Below are 20,750 nucleotides of genomic sequence, written 5' to 3' on the forward strand. Positions count from 1 at the left end.
TGGTAACGCAAACTGAGGAGGTAACATGGCCAACGAATCTCAAAGCGCTTTCGAAAAAACCGCGCTCGGCGCACAGAACAAAGCTTACGACATCATCGCTAAACTCGACCCGGAGTATTTTGAAAAACTCAAAGGCCTCTACGTCGACGGCACCTTCGGCCGCGAGGGCGCGCTACCGCGCAAAACCAAAGAGCTGATCATGGTCGGCATCTGCTGCGCGCTCAATCGCCCGCGCGGCGTCAAACTGCACAGCGAACGAGCGCTGACTTTAGGCGCGGCGCCGAGAGAAATCTTGGAAGCCGTCGAAGTCGCCGCGATCCCCGGCGGCATGCCCGGTCTGTGGCTCGGCGTGGAAACCTTGGACGAAATTCTTAAAGCCAAAGGAATCGAGTTTAAATGACTCTGAGCCCCTCTCCCTCTGGGAGAGGGCAAGGGTGATGGCCTCTTGTAGGGGCGACCGGCGGTCGCCCTTGCCCTCACCTCAATCCTCTCCCAGAGGGAGAGGAAGTAAGATTTTCCAAAACGTCTTGAACGGACCCCGGCGAAAGCCGGGGGATTGAACGATTGGAACTATGAGCGAAGCGAATAACGGCCCCCTCGCCGGCATCCGGGTCCTCGATTTGACGCGCGTGCTTGCCGGTCCGTACTGCACGATGTTTCTCGGCGATCTCGGCGCCGAGGTCGTCAAAGTCGAACAGCCCGGCGTCGGCGACGACACGCGCGGCTGGGGCCCGCCATTTTCCGGCGGCGAGAGCGCTTATTTTCTCTGCGTCAATCGAAATAAAAAAAGCCTCACCGTCGATCTCAAATCGGCTGAAGGCGTCGCGTTGATTCGACAATTGGCGGAGCGCGCCGATGTCCTCATCGAAAACTTTCGCCCCGGCGCCATGGATCGGCTCGGTCTCGGCGAAAAAGATTTGCGCGCAACGAATCCGAATCTCGTCTACGCGTCGTTGTCGGGCTTCGGCGCCGACGGGCCGATGGCGGACATTCCCGGCTACGATCTCATCGTGCAAGCCTGGGGCGGCCTGATGAGCATTACCGGCACGGACGACAGCGGTCCGCTGAAAGTGGGAGTCGCGATCATCGATCTGGTCGCGGGCTTGATGCTCGGCAAGTCGATCGTCGCCGCGCTCTACGCCCGGGAAAAAATCGGCGTCGGCCAAAAAATCGACACCTCGCTGCTCGAAGCTGAAGTCGCGGCGTTGATCAACGTCGGCAGCAATTATCTCATCAGCGGCAAAACTCCCGAGCGCTGGGGCAACGCCCATCCGACCATCGTGCCCTATCAAAGCTTTCAGACCGCCGACAGCTTCTTGGTCCTGGGCGCTGCAAGCGAAACGATTTGGAAACGGCTTTGTCCCGCTCTTGGTAAAGCCGACCTGGCCGACGATCCGCGCTTCGAGAAGAACGCCAATCGAGTCGAGAACCGAAAAGAATTGATCGACATTCTTTCTACGGTTTTCATGAGCCGCAGCACTGAAGATTGGGTTAATGTTCTAACTGAAGCCGATGTTCCCTGCGCGCCGGTGCAAACCATCGATCAAGTTTTCGCCGCGCCGCAGGTGCTGCATCGAAACATGCTGGTCGAAGTCGACCATCCAACCGCGGGGAAACTTCGCATGGCTGGCATCCCAGTAAAATTTTCCGCCACGCCGGCGTCAGTGCGCTTGCCGCCGCCGTTGCTCGGTGAGCACAGCGGCGAGGTGCTGTCGAATTGGCTTGGAATGGCGAGCGAACAAATCGACCAACTGAAAAAAGAGAAAGTGATATGAACGGCAAAACATTTGAACAATTTCACGCCGGCGATCGTTACCAAACCGGCCGGCGCACGGTCACCGAACACGACATTCTGACGTTCGTCAATCTCGTCGGTCTCACCGAACCGCTGTTCTTGGACATGGAATACATTCGCAAGGAAAGTCTCTTCGGCGAGCGCATCGCGCCCGGCAGTTTGACTTTTGCCCTCGCCGAAGGATTGACGGTGCAGACCGGATTGATCCACGGCACCGGCTTGGCCTTCGCCGGCCTCGATAAGATGCGCCTGTTCGCGCCCGTGAAAGTCAACGATACGATCGAAGTCGAAATCGAAGTGCTCGACACCAAACCCGTGCCCGCCCGAGGCGGCGGCATCGTTCGCTACCGCCAGTGGGTGAAAAATCAACGCGGCGAAGCGATCATGGAATATGACGTGGCACGGCTGATCCGCGGCGGCGATAATAAATAGAGGTAGGGGCGACCGGCGGTCGTCCGTTTGCGCAAAGCAAAACAAGGTCACCGAATAAGCCTATGAATCAAACACCGATAAACTTCGGCGTCCTCCTGCCCACTCGCGAAGCGATCATGTCGGGGCGCGCCGATTCGTCGAGTCTCTATCGAATCGCCGAGCGCGCCGAGGCATTGGGATTTCATTCGGTCTGGGTCGGCGACAGTTTGACGGCGCGGCCGCGCATCGACGCGTTAACCACGCTTGCCGCCGTCGGCGCGCGCACGCAACGCGTGCGGCTCGGCACGGCGATTTATTTAGCCGCGCTGCGCAATCCGATTTTGCTCGCCTATCAACTCGCCAGCCTCGACTGGCTGACCGGTGGGCGGGTCGATTTCGGCATCGGCTACGGACGGCCCAAAGAAGCCGCGGCGGAACATGAGTTCGAAATTTTGGGACTCGATCCGAGCGCGCGCATGAAGATGAGCGAAGAAGTCGTCGACGTCATGCGCCGGCTCTGGCGCGAGAACGACGTTTCCTATCAAGGCAAGTTCACGCGCTTCGATCACGTCACCATCGAGCCGAAAACCATCCAGCCCGGCGGCGTGCCGATCTGGCTGGCGTCTAACGATATCGAGCCGGGACTCAAACGGGTCGGGCGCACGGCTGACGCTTGGATCAACAACATCAAGTCGCCCGAAGTATTCTCCGTCTGCTGGGAAAAAGTCCGCGACTACGCGGTGCAAGCTGGCCGCCCTGCCGATGCGATCCACCCGAGCATTTATTTTACTCTCGCCGCCGGCGATCACGACGCCGTCGTCGAAGGCCAAACTTTTCTCGCCCAATACTACAACCGCTCCTACGAAGCCGTGGTCAACGCCATGCTCTGCGTCACCGGCTCCTGGGACGAAGTGATCGACTGGATGGAAAAGTATATCGCCGCCGGCGCGCGCACCGTCGTGCTCCGTTTCGCCGCCCGCGATCAGTTGGGCGCCGTCGAAGCCTGCGCCGAAGCGCTAAATCGGCGCGGCTTGATCGACTGACATAACGAATTGCTATGACCGCGCGAAAAGAAATCATAGCGCGTGGTCACGACGACGCGCTGAAACGTTCTGGAAAAATGAAAAATCCTTTTTAGAGGAAAGGGTGTCCCCTCTGGGGAAAGGGGACACCCTGGGGGTTAGCCGCAAACGTGAACTGAGGAGGAGGCCCATGTTGCGCTCGGGAAACACGGTTGAGCCGGCGGGCGACCGGCGCGAGTCTAACGCATTCTGTTCATCGCGTACTGCAATTTCTTCAGTTCGCTTTCCAAATACATATCTTTGAGTTGATGACGATCCATGTGGGCTTCGAGCAATTCCGCCGGAAACATCTTGGCGTTGCAGCGGTGGCAAACCGCCGCTTCATACGTTGCGTTCTCGTGGCGAATCTCGTAGGTGTCGTTGCTGACTGACGTTTCCATATTGTCCCTCTCTGACGTTAAATTGCTGCTCGCTTCATAGCTTCAGCAATCGCTATGCCAGCCAACGAGGGCTTTTGAAGATTAGCCAACATGTTGATATCTCATGCGAATGGCCTGGCGTGTTGAATTGACGCCGAGGTCGCAGCGAACAAACTCAGTGAGACAGGGCTGTCCAAGTAATACATTTTTGTGCTCGTAGAGATCAGGACTCGACCCATGATGACTCATCAATTGACGACTCAGCCGATTGAAACCAGTGAAAACCTAACTTTGACCGAAGCCAGCGCCGGGCCATTCAAGATCGGCATCGCTAGCTTGGACAATCCGCGCGCCCTTAATGCGCTGACGCTGGAAATGTTCCAACTCCTCGAAGCCAAGCTGCTCGAATGGCGCGCGCGCGCCGATATCGTCTGCGTCGTCCTCCACGCCGAATCGGAAAAAGCTTTCTGCGCCGGCGGCGATGTCAAAGCGTTGGTCGGCGAACTCAATCGCAGCGCGTCGATCGAGATGGCGGTGGAATATTTTTCCCACGAATATTTAGTCGACTATCTCATCCATAGTTATCCTAAGCCGATCCTGTGCTGGGCCGACGGCATCACCATGGGCGGCGGCATCGGCATCATGAACGGCGCCTCGTGCCGCGTCGTCACCGAGCGGACATTGATGGCGATGCCGGAGATCGCCATCGGTTTGTTTCCCGATGTCGGCGGCAGCTATTTTTTGAATCGCATGCCCGACGGGCTCGGACTGTTTCTCGGCCTCACCTCGATGCGCTTCGACGGCGGCGACGCCATCGCCATCGGCATGGCCGACTTGATGATCCGCGCCGAACAAAAATCCGCGGTACTCGCCGGCTTGGAACAAGTTCAATGGACGACGGATGGTGAGAGCAACAAACGGACACTGCGCACTTATCTCACAGGCTTTGCGCAAACTGTCGACAGCGCGCAATCGGTGCTAATCAATCGTTACGACGCCGTCAAAAAACTGACGCTGCAACCGAACATTGACGCCGTCGATCGCGGCCTGCGCGCGTGGAACGGCGTGGACGATTGGCTCAAGCATGCCATCTCTAGCTATCTTTCCGGATCGCCGACTTCGGCCAAAGCGATCTTTCAACAGATCGCTGGCGCCCGGCAGCTTTCGCTGCGACAAGTGTTTTTGCGCGAGTGGGACTTGGCGCTCAACTTCTGCGCCGACTCCGATTTCCGCGAAGGCGTGCGCGCGCGCTTGATCGACAAGGACCAAGCCCCTCGCTGGCAGCCACCGACCTTAGCTGAAGTCTCGGAGTCGACGATCGCGCGATTGTTTTCCCAGCAGCATGGCCAACCTGACCGCTTGGCGGAAAAGTTCGCGGCCCACGGCTTGAGCTGACCGGCGCATCGCTTGGCAGTAAGAATTCTTCGCGCGATGGATAAATAAATTATGAGCAGCAACCAAATTCTCGAAGTCGACTTCCCGGTGATGCGCTACGACATCACCTTGCCGCTGCTCGAAGGCCGCGTGGCGATCGACGGCGTGACGTTGAAACCGGTCAAAGCATCGTCGATGATCAACAAGGAAGAGCCCAAGCTGATGGCTGGCGACTTCGGCTTGATGGATTTGAACATCGGCTATTTTTTGCCCGCCGTCGAAGCCGGCTGGGAAATCATCGGCTTGCCGGTGTTCTCCAAACGCAAACCGGCCTATCAATTGATTTTCTGCCGCGCCGATCGCGCCATTCAATCGCCCAAAGATCTCGCCGGCAAACGCATCGGCTCGCGCACCTATCGCACCGCGCTGACGGTGTGGGCGCGCGGATTATTGCAGGAACACTACGGCGTCGATTTTTCCAACGTCCAGTGGGTCTTGCAGGCCAAAGAAGTTTTTCCGGTTCATGACCCGAAGGTAAAGATCGACTACGTCGACGACAGCCAAAACATGTCGCAGCGGCTGATCGCCGGCGAGATCGATGCCATCATCGCCGACATCTCCGACACCAAGATGTTCGAAAACCTCGAGGGCAATGCGCAGATCAAGCGGCTGTTCCCTGACTATTTAAATGAAGACCGAAAGCTCTATCGCCAAACCGGCATCTTCACGCCGGTGCATATGATCGTCATGAGCCGCAAGCTCGACCGCAACCATCCCGAGTTGGCGGGGAAATTTTACGCCGCCTTGGAAAAAGCCAAGGCCCTCGCCTATGACGATATCTCCAGCGACCGCAGCGGCTTTGCCATCGCCTACCTGCGCGAAGCGATGAAATCACAGACCGCCACTTGGGGCGACCCATGGCAATACGGCATCAAAGCCAACCGGTCGACCATCGACGCCTTTATCAAATACAATGTCGAGCAAGGCATGATCCGCGCGGCGCCATCCTATTCCGACATCTTCGCTGCCGGCACCCTGGACACCTAGAAAATTTTGAATCTGTAATCTGGAATTTGAAATCTGAGATTCCGAGAGGAACGAGGACATGCTCTCACGCGAAGACAACGACCTGATCACCCAAACCGGCGCCGGCACGCCGTGCGGCAACTTGATGCGCAGCTATTGGATACCGGCGCTGTTGTCGGAAGAGGTTCCCGCCCCCGACTGTCCGCCGGCGCGGGTAAAATTGCTCGGCGAAGAATTGGTCGCCTTTCGCGACAGCCAAGGGCGCATCGGTCTGATCGGCGAGCACTGCGCTCACCGCGGCACGTCGTTATTTTTTGGCAGGAATGAAGAATGCGGCTTGCGCTGCATTTATCACGGTTGGAAGTTCGATGTGCAGGGCAATGTCTTGGACACGCCGGCGGAGCCCGGCGACAGCGACTACGCTAAAAAACTTCATCACACCGCCTATCCGACCCATGAAGCCAACGGCGTCATCTATGCGTACCTTGGCGCGCCGGAAAAAATGCCGCTGTTTCCCAACTACGAATGGACCCAGGTGCCGCCGGAATATGCCTACGTCACCAAATGCTTGCTCGAATGCAACTATCTTCAGGGTCTCGAAGGCGAATGCGACTCGTCGCACCTGTCGTTTCTCCACCGCAACTTTACCAACGAGAGCAACCAGCCGGTCTACAAAGGCGATCCGACGCCGGCCTACGACACCGAAGACACCGACTTCGGCGTGCGCTTGATCGCCACGCGCAATTTCGAAGACCAACATTACGTCCGCTTCTCGGCATTCGTCATGCCGGTCTATGGCTGCGTGCCGGCCGGCCGCAAGACCAACGATCTCGAAGGCTACGAGATTCACACCTACGTGCCGGCCGACGACACCCATTGCTGGCGCTACGATATCGGATTTCACCGCGGCCGGGTCGTGCGCGAAGACGAAGTGCACCGGCGCAAACAGATTCTTCCCGACTACACCAAGGTGCGCAATGCGCGGAATAATTACTTGCAAGACCGCCAAAAGCAAAAAACCTTGAGCTTCACCGGCATCGACGATTTTTTGAATCACGACGGCTGCGCAACCGAAAGCATGGGCGCGATCTTCGATCGCACCAAGGAACATCTCGGCGTCAGCGACAAGGCGGTGATCGCCGTGCGCAAATATTTGCTAACGGCGATCAAGGAGTTGCAGCGCGGCAAAGAACCGCCGCATATTTTGCGCGATCCAGAGCGCAACTGGTTTCCTCACATCGATTGCTTCGCCCATCTGGTGCCGCGCCATCTGCCATGGCAAAAAAAGTTTGACTTCTTGACCAACCAGGCGAAAAAAGAAAACCCCATGTCCTACGCGGCGCGCAAAAAAGCCGCGTCGTAATTTCCCACGCAATCGACAGCTAGGAGCAATCAATGAAACAAGCCAAGAAAATATTAACTCGTGCCCTGATCAAAACCGCCGAAGCCGAACTGGGCATCGCCTGCAAAATCCTCGAGTGGGAGATCGGCGATATCTGGGGCCATGTCGGCGTGCGTTTGCCGGACGACAAGGGCATCGCCGTGCAAATGTTTCGCCGCGCTGAAGAGGGCAACAAAGACTGGCTCGTCCATTTCGATTACAACTTGAAGAAGCTCGCCGGCGTCGGCACGCCGCCGCGCGAGTCGGTGATCTATACGGAAATTTTCAAGGCCCGGCCCGATGTCAACGCCGCGGTGCACTGCCACGCCTCCACCTGTGTCGCCATGAGCCTCGCCGACACGCCGGTCTCCTGTGTGCACATGCAATCGGGACGCTACGGCACCGGCGTGCCGATCTATCCCCAGCCGATTTACATTTTGGATCAAGACGAAGGCGCTGATCTCGCCCGCACCTTGGGCAACGCCAACGGCATGATGATCAAAGGCCACGGCATCGTCACGGTTGGAAAAACCATCGACGAAGCCTGCTTCAACGCCGTCTACATGGAACGCACCGCCAAGATTATGGTAATGGCGAAGCTCTTCGGTTTCAAAGGAGTGCCCGGCGACTTCATCGGTCAATTGGCGAGCAGCAAAGAAAAGCTTCTCACCCGCGGCAAACGCTTACCGCACTCCTCCGAATGGAACTACTACGCCCATCTGATCAAGTTGGGAAAAACCTGGAATCGCGGCGGCATGTAAAATTCGTTTCAAGTTCGCAAACACTTCAGTTAATGTCGTTGAGCGTGGGAAAGATCTTCGTAGGGGCGGGTTTCAAACCCGCCCTTTCTTATCGTCGAGCAAGGAGCCAGCCATGCTAAACAATTTACTCATCGCATCGCTTTTCTTCCTGGTCCTTCCGTTTAACGTCCGCGCCCAAGAAACCAATCTCGTCGCCTACGCCGGCTTCGCCGGGTTTCAAGCGCCGATCTGGGCGCCCAAAGATCTCGGGCTGTTCGCCAAATACGGCTTCAGCGGCGACCTGGTTTTTCTCTCCGGCTCGGTGCGGCAAATTCAGGCGCTGCTCGGCGGCAGCATTCAGTTCGCTCAGGCCGACGCCGCCACCGCGTTAAACGCCATCAATCAAGGCGCCGACATGGTGATCATCTCCGGTTCGCTCAATAGCTTTCCCTACAGTTTCGTGACCACCAAAGATTTGCGCAAGCCGGAAGATTTAGTCGGCAAGAAGATCGGCATCCTCGCCGTCGGAGGCGCCACCGAAACCGCGACGTTGCTCGCGCTCAAGGCGTGGAATATTCCGCGCCAAGCCGTGACCATGTTCCCCGCCGGCGACTCGGCAGCGCGCATCGTCGCGATCTCCGCCAAGGCGATCGACGGCACCATGCTCTCCTATCCCGATATCAACGAAGCGCTGCGCTTGGGCATGCACGAGTTTGCCAAGATGAGCGATGTCAAAAGCTCGTCCTTCCCGATGAACGTCGTGATCGCGCGCCGCTCCTACGTCGAGAAAAACCGCGACACGGTGAAACGGTTTCAGCAGGCCTACGCGGAGGGCGTTTATCAGTTCATGAACAGCAAAGAAAAAGGATTGGCGGTGCTCGGCAAATGGCTGCGCTTTCGCAATCCGAAAACCGTCGAAGAGACTTATAACTATTTCGCCAAGAGCTTCGCTTTTCCCACCCGGGTATCGCCCGAAGGATTGCGCAACACTTTGGAAATCATCGCCCAGCGCAACCCAGCGCTTAAAGTCGACATGAACATCAACCGCTACTTGGACGAAAGCACCGTCGACGAACTGGAACGCGAAGGCTTCTTCAAACGCTTGGCGGCGAAATGATGCAACTCATATCCCAGCTCATCTTCGTTTGTCTTCTTGCCGGAATGATCAATGCCGCCCACGCCGCCGATTCGCCGGCGCGACCGACGAAGCTGATCCGCATGCGCCTTAGCCAATCCACCGTGAACACGCGCTCGGCGATTCTTTGGGTCGCCCAGGCCCAAGGCTTTTTCGCCAAATACGGTTTGGATGTCGAAACGATTTTTTTGCAAAGCAGCAATCTACAAACCGCCGCGTTGGCAACTAACGAAGTGCAGATCGGCAACATCGGCGGCGCGACAGTTCTCTCCGGCGTCGCCGGCGGCCAAGCCTTTCGCATCATCGCCAGCCCGAGCAATCAACTTTTTTACGATCTGGTCGCGCGGCCGGAAATCAAAGACGGCAGGGACATGCGCGGCAAACGCATCGGCGTCACGAGCATTGGCGGGACGACGTGGATGGCGGCCAATCTCGGCCTGCAACATTACGGCTTGGACGCCGGCCGCGATGGCGTTCAGATCAACGCTATCGGCAACCAAAGCGTGCTGGTGCAGGCGCTGGAAAGCGGCAGCATCGATTTGGCGGTGATCGATCCGTTCTTGAGCCGCCGGCTCAAAAGCAAAGGCATGAAGGTGATGATCGAGTTTGCCAAGGTGAACATACCGTTCATCTCCACGGCGGTGGTCACCACCGCGGCATTCTTGCGCGAGCATGAAGATCAAGTCGAAAGATTTCTGCGGGCGTTTCTCGAAGGCCAAGCGTTTATCGCGAAACCCGAAAACAAAAACGCCGTGCTCAAGACCGTCGCCACGAAAATGAAAATCAGCGACCCAGCCGCCGCCGAAGAAGGCTATCAAGACATGTTGATCGGTATCGAGCGCAAGCCCTACCCGTCCATCGAAGCGCTCCGCAACATCCAAAAACTAATGGCGCAAATGAATCCCAAAGTCGCCAGCGTCAAGAGCGAAGATGTCATCGATGCGCGGATCATCCGCCGGCTCGACGAAAGCGGCTTCATCGACGCCCTGTACGAAGCGAAGAAACGATAACGCAGCGCGCATGAGGCGACCACCGGTCGCCCCTACAGCCCTCTAAATGCCTTGACTCCAACACGAGCCGTGCCATATAAAACGAATTGTAATGCAGCGGATTCAACTGACGATTCCAAGAAAGGTACGACGCCCATGCGAAAAATTTTAGTGCTATCGATTGGCTTGGTTTTACTGGCAGATAATCAGAGCGCATTCGCGCAATCGGCCCAAGCGGTCGCCGCGGCGAAAAAGGAAGGCGGCAAAGTCATCGTCTACACGTCGATGGAAACATTCACCGCCGATGCGCTCAAGGCCGCCTTCGAAAAACGCACCGGCCTGCAGATGGAGTATTGGCGCGGCGGGTCGACGGAAGTTCTCGACCGGGTGCTGAGCGAACATAGAGTCGGCAAACCGGGATTTGACGTAGTCGCGATCACCGGCGATCATATGCGACTGATGGCCAACGAAGGCGCGATCGGCAAATATCAATCGCCGTCAATGCAAGGCTTCGCCAAAGAAGCCATCGATCCCGTCCTCGGCGCCCGCTATCGCAACATCATGTACGGCGTCATTTACAATAAGAATGCGCTCAAAGCCGGCGAATATCCCAAGACTATGGAAGACATCGTCAAACCGGAATATCGCGGCAAGTTGGTGATGCCGCATCCGACAGCGCACACGCTGACGACTCAATGGCTCGCCAGCTTGGACAAGATTATGCCTAAGCAGCGCGCCGAAAAATTCATCTACGATCTGGCCGCCGCCAAACCGGTGTTCGCGGAATCGATTGTCCCGTCGGCGGACAAAGTTGGCAGCGGCGAAGTCGCCATCGGCATCACCTTCGCGCGCTTCGTGCTGACGTATAATAAACAAGGCGCCAATCTCGATTACATCCGCGACTACAACATGTTGGGCGACGGACAATACATCAACCTCGGCGCCAAAGCGCCGCGCCCCAACGCCGGCAAGGCGTTCATCGACTTTTTCCTCGACGAACAGAGCATGAAGATCCAGGCCGACACCGGCGAGTTCGTCAACCGCAAGGGCGTCTACCCGCCGCTCCAGGACGCCGACAAAATCAAGTTCGTGCAAATGTACCAATTCACCAAAGAAGACTTCGAAGCAAAGAAAAAGGAATACCAGAAAACCTTCGTGCAATAACGAGGGTAGGATTTCTCCTTCGCTTCGCTCACTCGAAATGACAACGTGATTGCGCTGTCATTTCGACCGCAGGGAGAAATCTATTCTTGACGACTGAACCAACGTATTCGGAGGAACAATGGCAGAATTCATCATCGACGCCGACGGCCATATAATGGAAGACCACAAGGACATCTTCGCCCACATCAAAGGCAACTTCGCCGAGATGAACTGGCACTCGACCTGGCCGATGTTCGACGCCGACGGCTGGCAGCGCGGCCTGGCGCGCAAGGGCAAACGCGAAGATCCCGACGCCGAGCGCTGGATAAAATTTCAAGACGAGAACGGCATCGACATGGCGGTACTCTACCCGACATCTGCGCTAGCATTGGGCATGATTCAACTGCCGGCGTGGGCGTCAGCGCTTGCTCAAGGATATAATGACTGGCTCTACGATCGCTTCATGACGCAGTCGCCACGCTTGAAAGGCGTCGCCCTGCTCGCGCCGCAAGATCCCAAAGCCGCCGCGCTTGAACTGCGCCGCTGCGTCAAAGAACTTGGCTTCGTCGCCGGCCTGTTGCCGTCGGCGACCAACAACCGCACGCCGCTCTACGGCTCGCACGAGTTTCATGTCATCTACGATGAAGCGCAAAGACTCGACGTACCGCTGACCATCCACGGCGGCGTCAGCCAAAATCTAGGCCTCGACCGCGTCGCCAGCTTTCTCGAAGCACATATGCTCGAACATCCTTTCGGCCTGTTTCTGCACATCACCAACATGATGTTCCAAGGCGTGTTCCAAGAATTTCCCAAACTGCGCGTGGCTTATTTAGAAGCTGGCGCCGGCTGGGTGCCTTTCATGATGGATCGCATGGAAGAAGACTACGAAAAATTCGCTGCCCGCCTGGCGCCGAATTTAAAAAGTCCACCGAGCCACTTCTTCGAGAGCGGCAACATCTTCGTCACCATGGAAGTCGAAGAGCGCACCGCGCCCTACGTCGTCAAATTACTGCGCGACGACGTCATCATGTGGGCCTCCGACTTCCCCCACGAACGCGAACGCGACCAATTCGGCGGCGACCTGCCGACATTAAAAGCACGCAAAGATTTGACGAACGAGTTCAAAAACAAAATGCTCTGCGATAACCCGGTAAAATTTTATCGCCTGAGCGAAGGCGACATCGCCGCGGCGAGAAAGGCGAAGGGGAATTGAACACTTGATATGGCGAAGATCAAAAAAATTGAACGGTAGCCGAGTGAATATCCCTGTCAGTCCTCATTTGTCTCCGACATTTCCAGAAAACTAGACGTTTCGGGTTGATATTGTGTTATTACAAGACCGGTAGGACCGTTTCTGTTTTTAGCGACGTCGATCTCCAAGACACCTGAGTAAATGGATCCAGGATGGTAAACTTCATCTCTATACAGGAAAAGTACTACATCCGCCTCTTGTTCTAGACTTCCGTTTTCCTGTAAATCTGCAAGTATGGGGCGTTTGTTTTTTCTCTGATCGGTTCTCGGCGACACACTGCAAGTGACTACCACTGGTACGCGGAGGTCCCTAGCCAACAACTTCAAGGCAAGTATGCTTTGGGAGGCCGTGTTGGAATCAGTAAACAAGAGTTGCTGCAAGCTATCGATTATAACCAACTGAATCTGCTTCTCGTCCCTGAGAGATTTCGCCCGCTCTACAATATCGGTGACGGTTATTCGTGGTGAATCGTCAATGTAGATAGGTGCTTCCATAAGCTTGCCGAACGCAAGCGCCATCTTTGGAAAATCTTTCTCGCCAAGATATCCTCTCCACATATGATTTGAATTCACATCACTCACCGCTGCAACCATCCGCTGCACTATTTTCTGCACCGGGTTTTGCATACTATAAAATGCAACCGCTAGCCCACGTTCAACCGCTGCCTTTATAGTCAGACGGAGCACGATATCGCTCTTTCCCATTGACGGACGTCCCGCAATTACCAGCAACTCGGACGCACGTAAGCCGCCTAATAGGTAATCAAGATCAGTGATCCCTGTTGGAATTCCATCACAGAAAACACTCGGGGTTGTGTTGGCTGAGTATACTGCTTCTAATCGTTTCAGTTCTCCTCCCAAAACGTCACGTAATGAAGTCAACGTCGTAGTCGCATTGTCCCTAAACTTTATCTCCTGAATCTCCTGAATCGCGTTTTTGATTCCTTTTTCAACATCTAGCCAAGCCTCATCGTGATTTTTCCAAGACATCACTGGGACGGCGTCTTTTGGAAGGGCCTGAAGTCTAGCAAACGGCGCATCACTCCAATCAACTGCTCGCACAATAATAGGAACAACTTTAATCTCGTTACGTTCTTGGCGTTCCATAGCTCGGGCGAGCTCTTTACCGTAGCAGTATTCAGAGGCCATAAAGTCAGCACTCACCAACAAAAGAATGATATCGGCTTCATCGAGATGACTATCAATCGTAGCGTCCCAGTCTTGTCCTGCAACGATACGGCGGTCATGCCACGTCTTAACGAGGCCCTTTCTTTGAAGCAGAGCTAAGTGAGTATCTAACTGCTCCTTTAACACCTCGTCTTTGTGAGAATAACTGTAGAAAATTGTTATCGGCATTGTTGGCATCCGTCACCACCCTGAATTAGGAAACAACTACAAGTTTTACAAGGGTATAGCCGAAACTCTACCGCCCCATTAACTTCTGCACAAACCCTTCCTCTTCCAGTTTCTTCAAGTACCTATCTGTGAGGAAATTCTTCGCGTCAATTTCGCGACTTGGGTTCCGCTGCGACCAATGGGTCGACCACGGCTTGCATGGCGCTCCCGCACAGTTATGGCAGTATCGGGGCCAGGCTCTGCAAACTTGCAATTAACGACTGACGGCTTATTTGAGACTCACACCTTGCGCTGCGAAAACCCTGTCGATAAAACCGGATTCATTCAGCTTGCGCATGATGCGCGCGGCGATCACTTCTTCGGTTTTAACTTCGCCGATTTTTGGATTGCGCGGTTTCAGCATTCTTTGCACGTTGCGCAAGCCTTCCAGCGATGGGAACCGTTTGCGGTCGACGCCTTTGAATAAATCTTGACAACCTTCCTCGGCCTCATGGTTTTTATCACCATGGAATTATCGGGAGAAGCGAAATCAAAGGGTTCTGGCGACGTCTCATTTGTGAACAACGTCTGACAGCACCAGAAGCGGAATAAGTCGGCGGCCCTTTTGCCGGTAAATCTGGAAATCGGAATCGAGAGTAAACAGTGTCGCCGAGGGAGTGAGTTCGACCAATCTCACAAGACAAGCATCCGCTAGGGACATCGGCACGTTGGCGTACCGGCGAATCAAGTTCGTAACCGAGTGGGCTTCATTGTCGAACAGCGGAGCCACGCTTAGCACCCCACGCTCGACCAGTTGAGTGACGGCACTTGTATCCGCGCCGGCGCGGGCAATTAAGAAGCATGACTCAGTCAGAACTGCTGCACAGGTTTGCAGCGGTGGTCGAAGGCGGGCGAACTGGGCTTTGGCCTAGGAATGATACTGATCGTCGGCGTCGAGCAACGCCACGATCGGACCGGTATCAACGATGACGCTTGCTGCCACGGCGACCGTTGTCAGCGACTATATCTTGGAGCAGCTTTTTGTTGGTCGAGAGATCGCGCCGCCCGCTGCGAACCGATCCCACTAAGTTGCCAGCTAGATCCGCGCAATTCGCCTGCCGCCGGCTCGCCGGACGAGCCAATACAAGCTCTAGCGATTCGCGCACAATCGTCGACAGGGAGACGTTACGTCTCTGTGCCTCTTGGGCAACCTTGGCTCGCAATTCTTGCGGAAGCTTGACGGACATTAATTCCATAAGCGAATGGTAATACCAATCGACACCGTTGACAATACCACAACCAGCCCGGCATTGGCACGACGCCCCGTGATCTCGCCATTGACGATTGACCGCTCATTTCAAACTCACCCCCTGCGCCGCGTAAGCCCGATCGATAAACCCGGACTCATCCAGCTTGCGCATGATGCGCCCATCTATCACTTCCTCGGCCTTGATCTCGCCGATCTTAGGATTACGGGTTTTCAGTATTCGTTGGACGTTGCGCAGGCCGTCCAGCGACGGGAACGGTTTGCGGTCGACGCCTTTTAGCAAATCTTGATAGCCTTCCTCGGCGTCGTTGGCGTTAGCTTTAAGCCGCTTCATGATGGTTTTGATAACCACTGCTTTGTTTTTCGGCGCTACGGAAAAGGCCAGCGATTCGATCTCCGCCTTGAGATAGCTTTCGACAATGTCCGGGCGTTGGTTGAGAAACGTGGTAGGCACCACCATCGCCTGGCCGACGGTGCGTTGCGGCAGGTTGGCGGATTCGCCGAGGACGGTGAAACCTTTTGCCCGCAGATGTTTGCTGAAGACGCCGTCGAGCGCGGCGATATCGGCGATGCCGCTCTCGACCGCTTGCATCATGATCGGCTGATCGCCCAACACCTGCATGTTGATCTGATCGCGGGTTTGATCGAGGCCGAAATGTTCGAGCCAAAAGAGCACGCCCATCCAGCCGGTGCCGCCGATGCTGTTGAGCGCGATCTTTTTGCCGCGCATATCTTCCGGCCGCTTAATGTTGGGCCGGGCGATCAAGTCATATGTGTTGCGGCTGGAAAACGTCGCGACGATTTTGAAATCATGACCGGCGCCGATCGCCGCCAGCGTCGCGCTGCCGCCGCTGCGGCCGAACTGCAAGTCTCCCGAAGCCATGCCGGCGACCAGCAGCGGCGCGCCGCGCATGTAAACTTGTTCGGCTTGGAGGCCGTTACGCGCGAGAAAGCCCTGCTCCTCGGCGATCCACAATGGCACCACCCGGCCATTGATCGCCGCGTAACCGAGCACCACCTTGGTCAGCGGCGTTGCGGCGAACGCGGGAGCGAGGGCCAGGGCGAGTAACCAGAGACACGCGGCATAGAAAAACAAAGTCCTGATCAACATTTGTAATTCTCCGAACTTCGCGCCTTTGCGCCTTTGCGGGAGATCATCCGGTCCTTAAACCCAACATTGTTTCATCTACCTCGCCATCAACTTCTGCACGAAGCCCTCTTCTTCAAGCTTCTTCAAATAGCGGTCGCTGATAAAATTCTTCGCGTCGATCTTGCCGAGCTTCGGTTCGGCGGCGACCAACGGATCGACCACGGCCTGCATGGCGCTCACCGACGGATACGGAATGTCGGGGATTTTGTTTTTGTTGTAATCGTAGGCCTCGCGCAACAACTCTTGATCGTTGACGCGGCTGAACTGCGCCAGCGCTTTGAGCGTATATTCCGGCTCGGTTTTGAAAATCTTGATCGCTTCGACGTAGGCGCGCATGAAACTCAATATCCGGCCGTCATTTTTCTGCATCACTTTGGCGCTGCCGCACATCCCGGTGTTGAAGTAGGGAATACCGAGCGCAAAGGCGTCCGCCAGCACGTTGAAGTTGAATTTCTTCGCCACCGATCCGAACGGCGCGTTGAAGACCGATCCGTCGATGCTGCCGGCGCGCAGCGCCGCGAGCCGTTCCGGTTCGTTGCCGATTTGCAGAATCGTCACATCTTTGGGATCGGTGCCGACTCGTCGCAACAACGTGCGCAAACCGAAATCCGCCGACGACGCGAAGCGGCTGATCGCGAAGCGTTTGCCTTTGAGATCAGCAGTGTTCTTGATGTCCGGGCGGGTCACCAATTGATAACCCATGCGATCGTCGGTCATGGCGATATAAGTGATATCGGCGCCGCGCAGATTGGCGGCCACGCCTGGCGGGCCGGTCAACTGGCCCAAGTCGATATCGCCGGACACCATCGCTTGAATCGCCGTGCTGCCGCCGGGAATATAAACCACCACGGAAGACAAGCCGTACTTGGCATACAAGCCGCGCTTCTCGGCGATCGAAACCAACAGCGCATGCGGGTTGAGCGAACTGTAAGCGATGCGAATGGTGTCGGCCCCGTGGGCTAAACCAGCGCAAACCGCGCAGAATAAACATACGGAAATGATTCTCGTGATTTTCATGTTCATCGAAAATTTTTTACCTTAGCGTCTTTGCGGGAGATATTCCGAATCCCTCACAACGAAAACAGTTCCTTGGCATTTTTGTAGAGAATCTTCTCTTTGGCCTCGGTCGACAATATTTTGTGGCCGCGCAGATCGTTTAGATTGTGCGGGAACTCGTTGTCCCAGTGGGGAATGTCCGAAGCGTAAAGAAAATGCTCGGCGCCGACGTAGTCCACCGTGTGCACCAGCTGCGACTCGCCGGGCTCGACGCTGAAATACATTTTCGCCCCGCGCACCAAGTCGCTCGGTTTCTTTTTCAGCAGCGGCATTTCCATCGCGCCGCGTTTTTCCCAGTGCTCGTCGAGGCGATCGAGATAATACGGCAACCACGTCGCGCCGATTTCGAGAAACGCCAATTTTAATTTAGGAAAGCGCACCGGCAAGCCTTGGCAAACCATGCTGGTAAATTGCAGCATGATGCCGACGGGGAATGCGTAGGAGTGAACCTCGGAGAAAGTCGACAACCCCGAAGTGCCAAGCTCCCGCGAAGTGTTGCGCGTGCCGTGGATGCCGAGCACCGCACCCAAACGTTCGGCCTCCTCGTAAATCGGATCGTAAAACGGATCGCCCAAAGCGAACGGCAAACCGGTCGGCAAAATTTCGAAACCTTTCAAGCCCAACTCGGTGACCGCCCGGCGCAACTCTTCCGCCGCCGCTTTCGGCGCGCGCATCGGCAGACAGCCGACGCAGAACAAACGATTGGACCGCGCGTTGTACTCCTTGGCGAACTGCGTGTTGGCCGCGCGCGCTACGGCGATTTGATACGGCACTTCCTGATTCTTGGCGATGTTGCCTGAGCCGGTGGGAAAGCAGATCGCTTTCTCGATGTCGTGCTCGTCCATAATCTTGTGCCAGTTGTCGACCTGCTGCGCGGCGCTCAATCCTTTCCAGTTCCGCGCCATCTCGAAGCCATCCATCATGTCGTTGTCCCAAGGCTGATCGCCGGGCCATAAACTGGTTGGCCGCTTGGTCCATGGATCTTCGAGATATTTGCGGATGTCGGATTGCCGTTCGAGGATATGACCGTCGGTATCGATGACGGGGAAGTTAGACATGGGATGGACTCCTTTGTGAATTGAGATGTCATTCTTCTAGTCCTGTGCGAAGGCCACTGTCAATGCGGAAGTGGACGAAGAATTGGAGTGGTGGAGTATTGGGTTTCGGATTAGCAATTCGACTCTCGATTTTCTTTTACCCAGTACTCCATCACTCCAATACTCCATTACTCCAACTATCCCCTGGCATACGCCGCGAGCGCGGCGCGCCAGTCGCGCATCGGCGCCAAGCCGATCTGTTCCGACAACAAGCAGCGTAGCGGCGTGTAGCGCGGCCGTTCCGCAATCCGCTTCATATCGCGTTCGTGGGTGATTTCGATCAACGGCGCAAGCTGCGCCGTGGTCAATCCTTGCAACCGGCCCGCTTCGAGGGCGAATTCATAGTAGGAGCAGACGCCGCCATTGACGACATGATATGTGCCATGCCGACCAGCGGCGCGGATCGCCATCACCCGCTCGATCAGGTCATTCACGTAGGTCGTGCTCGACCAGATATCGTCGATGGCGCGAACTTTTTTGCCGGCACGCAAATCGCTGTGCGCGGCGCAGAGAAAACTATTTTTGCCGCTGCCGTATACCCATGACGTGCGAACGATGTAACTGCGCCGGCAAGCGTCGCGCACGGCTTGTTCGCCGGCGACTTTGGTTCTGCCGTAATTGTTAACCGGGCGAGGCTCGTCTTCAGTGGTATAAGGCCTGCGACCGATGGGTTCGCCTTCGAATGCATACTGCGTGCTGAAGTGCACGATCTCCGCGCCAACCTCGTTCGCGGCTTGAGCGAGATAGCGCGGCCCATCGACATTAACCACGTGAGCTTTGACCGGATCATGTTCCGATTCGTCGACCTGAAGCACCGCGCAGTTGATAATGACCGCGGGCTTCGCCTGCACGACACGATCTCGCACGGCAGTAGCGTCGGTAATATCGAGATCTCTACGTTTCAGCGCCACCACTTCATGTTCATGTGCCAAGCGCCGCGCCAGATGAGCGCCAACCAACCCCGCCGCGCCGGTAATCAAGATTTTCATCGCTCCCGACTGTAAAACGAGTTGCGCCAGTCAGCAAGCGAAGAGGGCGGGTTTCAAACCCGCCCCTACCAATCCGAATCCTTCTTTACGTTCTTTGCGGCTAATACTCCGAATCCGAATCTACTACTCTGTGGTCTCTGTGCCCTCTGTGGTGAATTCCTATCTTCGATCACAGCGAGAAGCGCGCGAAGAAATTCTACATCTCTTGGTTGGCGTTGATGATGTCGGTGGACGGACCGAGGATTGTCTCTAGGACTTTTTGTTTGCCGCCGGGCCAGACATGGCCGGCGCCGGTGAGTTTCCACAGCACGACCTCGGCGCCGTCGCGGCAACTTGAATAAATATATTTCGTCGCCGTGTGGCCGCGCCCGTCGCGCCGTTCCGCGATGGTGGGTTCGGCGGCGCAACCGTTGTGCTTGACCCAGTTGGCAATCATCTGATCGATGTTGGGATGAAACACCTGGCTCTTGGTCATGGGAAACGGCGGACCGAGACCGCCGCCGTAAAGTGCGCGCGGATCGTCGATGCTGTGGATATGCAGGACCGGTACCGCCCGCGAAGATTTTATCGTCGGCAACACCATGCCGCCGGCCACCGGCGCCACCGCGGTGATAATATCGCTAGCCTGCGCCGCCAGTCGGTGCGCCATCATGCCGCCATTCGACATGCCAGTCGCAAAGATGCGGCGCCGATCGATGGGCAACTTTTGCGACAGTTCTAAAATCAGCGCGCGCACAAAACCGACGTCGTCGATCTTGTTCAGTACCGCGTAGGCGCAGCAAGTGCCAGCGTTCCAAGTCAGTAAGCGATTGCCGAAACGGCCGCTGCCGTTGGGATAGACGGCGATAAAGTTTTCCCGATCGGCGAGCCGATCCATTAAAGAGTACTGCTGTTCGTTGGCGCCATGGCCGCCACCGCCGTGGAAATTGAGAACAACTGGAAGCGTCGGCTTATCGCCCGCGCGCGCTGGCACATGGACGATAGCGCTACGCTCGCGCCCAGCGTGCGTGAAATTAACTTGATGATCGCCCGGCGCGAACGCCGCAGTGGCGTTGTTGGTGCACAGCGAAAAAAATACCAGCGGCATCAATATGCGTGAGGTGATCTTCATGTACAGCCACGCCGAGCAAACAAATTCGGGGAGCATTGCTCCCCGAATCATGCGAAGTT

General features: G+C 56.1%; 19 protein-coding genes. 12 read left to right on the forward strand and 7 right to left on the reverse strand.

What is annotated here, in order from left to right:
- Positions 1 to 25: 25 nt before the first annotated feature.
- From EXR70_06380 to EXR70_06395, 4 genes are all read left to right on the forward strand, one after another.
- Complete coding sequence (locus EXR70_06380) at positions 26 to 400, forward strand: carboxymuconolactone decarboxylase family protein (protein MSP38099.1); 375 nt, start codon at positions 26 to 28, stop codon at positions 398 to 400.
- Positions 401 to 572: 172 nt separating this feature from the next.
- Complete coding sequence (locus tag EXR70_06385) at positions 573 to 1,775, forward strand: CoA transferase (protein MSP38100.1); 1,203 nt, start codon at positions 573 to 575, stop codon at positions 1,773 to 1,775.
- Positions 1,772 to 2,227: an acyl dehydratase gene (locus EXR70_06390; GenBank protein ID MSP38101.1), complete on the forward strand. Its 456-nt coding sequence runs from the start codon at positions 1,772 to 1,774 to the stop codon at positions 2,225 to 2,227. Before EXR70_06385 ends, EXR70_06390 begins: the two co-directional genes overlap by 4 nt.
- 62 nt (positions 2,228 to 2,289) lie before the next feature.
- The gene (locus tag EXR70_06395) at positions 2,290 to 3,249 is read left to right on the forward strand and encodes an LLM class flavin-dependent oxidoreductase (GenBank protein MSP38102.1); all 960 of its coding nucleotides are present in this window, start codon (positions 2,290 to 2,292) and stop codon (positions 3,247 to 3,249) included.
- Positions 3,250 to 3,467: 218 nt separating this feature from the next.
- Here the strand turns inward: EXR70_06395 and EXR70_06400 are convergent, their stop codons facing one another.
- Positions 3,468 to 3,668 (reverse strand): hypothetical protein, encoded by a 201-nt coding sequence (locus tag EXR70_06400; GenBank protein MSP38103.1) that lies wholly within the window; start codon positions 3,666 to 3,668, stop codon positions 3,468 to 3,470.
- Between the two features lie 216 nt (positions 3,669 to 3,884).
- Between EXR70_06400 and EXR70_06405 the strand changes: the two genes are divergently transcribed.
- From EXR70_06405 to EXR70_06440, 8 genes are all read left to right on the forward strand, one after another.
- On the forward strand, positions 3,885 to 5,042 hold the full coding sequence (locus EXR70_06405; protein ID MSP38104.1) for an enoyl-CoA hydratase/isomerase family protein: 1,158 nt from the start codon (positions 3,885 to 3,887) through the stop codon (positions 5,040 to 5,042).
- Positions 5,043 to 5,093: 51 nt separating this feature from the next.
- Entirely contained in the window at positions 5,094 to 6,068 is a 975-nt protein-coding gene (locus EXR70_06410) for a hypothetical protein (GenBank protein ID MSP38105.1), read from the forward strand.
- 58 nt (positions 6,069 to 6,126) lie between these two features.
- Entirely contained in the window at positions 6,127 to 7,410 is a 1,284-nt protein-coding gene (locus EXR70_06415) for an aromatic ring-hydroxylating dioxygenase subunit alpha (protein MSP38106.1), read from the forward strand.
- 32 nt (positions 7,411 to 7,442) lie between these two features.
- Entirely contained in the window at positions 7,443 to 8,189 is a 747-nt protein-coding gene (locus tag EXR70_06420) for a class II aldolase/adducin family protein (protein ID MSP38107.1), read from the forward strand.
- A gap of 112 nt (positions 8,190 to 8,301) precedes the next feature.
- Positions 8,302 to 9,285, forward strand: a complete 984-nt coding sequence (locus EXR70_06425; protein MSP38108.1) for an ABC transporter substrate-binding protein — start codon at positions 8,302 to 8,304, stop codon at positions 9,283 to 9,285.
- The gene (locus EXR70_06430; protein MSP38109.1) at positions 9,282 to 10,313 is read left to right on the forward strand and encodes an ABC transporter substrate-binding protein; all 1,032 of its coding nucleotides are present in this window, start codon (positions 9,282 to 9,284) and stop codon (positions 10,311 to 10,313) included. The genes EXR70_06425 and EXR70_06430 overlap by 4 nt, the downstream gene beginning before the upstream one ends.
- Before the next feature lie 135 nt (positions 10,314 to 10,448).
- Positions 10,449 to 11,456 (forward strand): extracellular solute-binding protein, encoded by a 1,008-nt coding sequence (locus EXR70_06435; GenBank protein ID MSP38110.1) that lies wholly within the window; start codon positions 10,449 to 10,451, stop codon positions 11,454 to 11,456.
- Between the two features lie 118 nt (positions 11,457 to 11,574).
- On the forward strand, positions 11,575 to 12,648 hold the full coding sequence (locus EXR70_06440) for an amidohydrolase (GenBank protein MSP38111.1): 1,074 nt from the start codon (positions 11,575 to 11,577) through the stop codon (positions 12,646 to 12,648).
- Between the two features lie 56 nt (positions 12,649 to 12,704).
- Here EXR70_06440 and EXR70_06445 read toward each other — a convergent pair whose 3' ends face one another.
- From EXR70_06445 to EXR70_06470, 6 genes are all read right to left on the reverse strand, one after another.
- Positions 12,705 to 14,051 carry a TIR domain-containing protein gene (locus EXR70_06445; protein MSP38112.1) on the reverse strand — a complete coding sequence of 449 codons (1,347 nt, stop codon included), beginning with the start codon at positions 14,049 to 14,051 and terminating at the stop codon, positions 12,705 to 12,707.
- A gap of 1,322 nt (positions 14,052 to 15,373) precedes the next feature.
- Positions 15,374 to 16,399, reverse strand: coding sequence for a hypothetical protein (locus tag EXR70_06450; GenBank protein MSP38113.1), 1,026 nt, complete (start codon positions 16,397 to 16,399; stop codon positions 15,374 to 15,376).
- A gap of 75 nt (positions 16,400 to 16,474) precedes the next feature.
- Positions 16,475 to 17,461, reverse strand: coding sequence for an ABC transporter substrate-binding protein (locus EXR70_06455; protein MSP38114.1), 987 nt, complete (start codon positions 17,459 to 17,461; stop codon positions 16,475 to 16,477).
- 47 nt (positions 17,462 to 17,508) lie between these two features.
- Positions 17,509 to 18,552 carry an amidohydrolase gene (locus EXR70_06460; protein MSP38115.1) on the reverse strand — a complete coding sequence of 348 codons (1,044 nt, stop codon included), beginning with the start codon at positions 18,550 to 18,552 and terminating at the stop codon, positions 17,509 to 17,511.
- A 176-nt stretch (positions 18,553 to 18,728) separates the two neighbouring features.
- Positions 18,729 to 19,580, reverse strand: a complete 852-nt coding sequence (gene rfbD / locus EXR70_06465; GenBank protein ID MSP38116.1) for a dTDP-4-dehydrorhamnose reductase — start codon at positions 19,578 to 19,580, stop codon at positions 18,729 to 18,731.
- Positions 19,581 to 19,776: 196 nt separating this feature from the next.
- Positions 19,777 to 20,742 (reverse strand): polyhydroxybutyrate depolymerase, encoded by a 966-nt coding sequence (locus tag EXR70_06470; GenBank protein ID MSP38117.1) that lies wholly within the window; start codon positions 20,740 to 20,742, stop codon positions 19,777 to 19,779.
- Positions 20,743 to 20,750: the final 8 nt, after the last annotated feature.

Source organism: Deltaproteobacteria bacterium (assembly GCA_009692615.1).
GTDB lineage: Bacteria > Desulfobacterota > Binatia > UBA9968 > UBA9968 > DP-20.